The organism is Adlercreutzia sp. ZJ176 (assembly GCF_011038975.1).
Classification (GTDB): Bacteria; Actinomycetota; Coriobacteriia; order Coriobacteriales; family Eggerthellaceae; genus CAAEEV01.
Genome location: NZ_JAAKEC010000042.1, coordinates 1 through 2,198, shown reverse-complemented (window position 1 = coordinate 2,198; position 2,198 = coordinate 1). Strand labels below are relative to the sequence as shown.

1 protein-coding gene is annotated in these 2,198 nt (G+C 50.9%); it reads right to left on the bottom strand.

The genetic code is table 11. The annotated features are described in order from the left end of the window. Positions 1-265: 265 nt before the first annotated feature. Positions 266-1,639, bottom strand: a complete 1,374-nt coding sequence (locus G7Y50_RS11805) for an ISL3 family transposase (RefSeq protein WP_165056828.1) — start codon at positions 1,637-1,639, stop codon at positions 266-268. Positions 1,640-2,198: the final 559 nt, after the last annotated feature.

Genomic DNA, 2,198 nt, shown 5'->3' with positions numbered 1-2,198 from the left:
GGTTCTAGGCAAAATGTTAGGTAGTAAACCGCAATAATCAACTCGCCATCAGGCAAAACACTCTTAATTGAACGTATCTTTGACAACTAAAACACCTGTTCAAACCCGATTTTGGGTACAACGACCTACGCCCTTGATAGGGCTGATTTTTGAAGGTTCGATTTTTAGTGCCCTACGAGCACAGGTAGGCCAGGGGCATCACTACCTTCTTGCGCAACAGCGCGGCGTAGATCAAGGGCATCACCTCCACATCAAAGGCAGTTCGCTAGCCTCTCGGGTCTTCGAACTTGACGCCGTTGATCTTGATGCCGTGCTTGATGATTTTCATGTATCCCAAAGACAAAAGACAACGTCTCCGCATGCGCTCAAACGTCTTAAACCCATAGCTCATGCGCTTCATCACCTTGATGGAGTTGTTAAGTCCTTCAGCTGTGGCGTTGGTCTTATTGAACTTGTATCCGTTAAGAATGCCCTCACGGTTACGCTTGATGCTCTTGGCAGCTCGCTTCATTTCAGGAATGCCGCTTTTGATGGCAAGACTAGTCCAATGGATGAGAGAGTCACGCTTTCCAGCACACCATGTCATGTCAGACCAGTCGCGAAACAGGTGCATGAGTTTGTATGCACACTTAAGGTCGGGGTCAGCTTCAAGCAGGCGCTCAACCTTGGCAACACGTGCCTCGCGGGGCTTCATGAAGGAAAGCTCAGCGATTTCCTCTTCGGTAAGGTCGAGCGTGGATATCAAAGTGGCACGGTTGTTGGCAAGCTTCTCGGCGTATTCGAAATCGATGCGTTCAAGCTCTTCTTGCTTGGTCAAGAAAAGCTTCCATGTCTTGCGTATCTCTCGGCGCAGGGGTTTGGGAAGCGACTCGTCGTTTTGGACACGTCTGCGCACACTGTTGAAGGCCTCGGTCACAAGCTTGACTACATGGAAGCGGTCGATGCACAGCGTAGCGTCAGGAAACCAGGTCTTTTGGGCACGTATGAACATAGCGCTCATGTCCGAGCAGTAGTAGCGCACAGAGGCGCGTTCCTTTTGATCGAACCCTTCGAAGAAATGTCCTATGCACTTTGTGGTGAGATGCGGCAGTATCTCGATCAGAAAGCCTGTATCTCCATCAGCAATTGCTACTGCCATCTTGCCTTCATCGGTGTTTGCCTTGAACTCGTCTATGCAAAGGGTAGTAGGCAAGTAGTGAGCATCGAGAATAGCTCGGTCAAGTACTTTGTTCACCATATAGGTGCTCGGACCATTCTTCTCGCTTGTTGCCTTCACGGACTTCTTGTCCATGAGGTCGAGCAAGATCAGATCCTGTACATCGACAGACATATGAATAGAAGCACTTCCTATCATTTCATGACTCTCGTTCCAAGTCTTTTTGCACTTGGGGCAGATCATGCGCGTAACTTCAATCATCAGCATGAGCGGTACGCGGTGTGCAGGCACATGCCATACCTTGCGCCAGCGGCGGCCCTTGATGTGAGCGTATGCACCACAGCAGGGACACTCTCTCTCGCGCACCTCACGGCGAAGATATGCGACATCGACATCTCCTTGGCGGGAAAACTTGACTACCTTGTACTCGTCAGATATACCCAGTACGCAGTTGATCTTGGGCTCATTGTTTTTCTTTGCCATTACGACCACCATTCCTCACCGAAACCTGCACGCTCAAGCTGGTATACGAGTGCCCCACAAAGGTTTGGGCACTTGTCAGGTTCTGGACGCAATATCGCCTCATTGATCGCAGCACAGCCGAACTCGTGCGCACACGCTTCGCGCTCATCCCAAAGTTCGACCAGATCAGCAACTGTTAGCTCATCTGCAAATGATCTTTCCGCGAGTGCTCGCCGCCAGGCGTTCACTTCCACAGGTGTCATCCCGCGTCTCATGGTATTGCTCCTAACTGCTACGGACACGGGTTGCCATAGGGGTACAAGGGGAGGTGCGTTCTCTCCTTGTACCTTGTCTTTCCAACGCGCGGGCACACCCGCGCCCGCAGCGGATAGTTTCTCTTCACGCGCCGGACGGGACGATCATAGGTCTGTAGATAGGAGTAAGGCTCTGTGCTTTGACGTCACGTGCTACCCAACTTTATTGAGAGATTGGAAGATTTTTGCAAATCAACAAAGAAACGTGGGGGAGGCAGCATAAATGCCCCAAAACAGAGAAATCCCCCAACTTTTTAGAGAGAGCC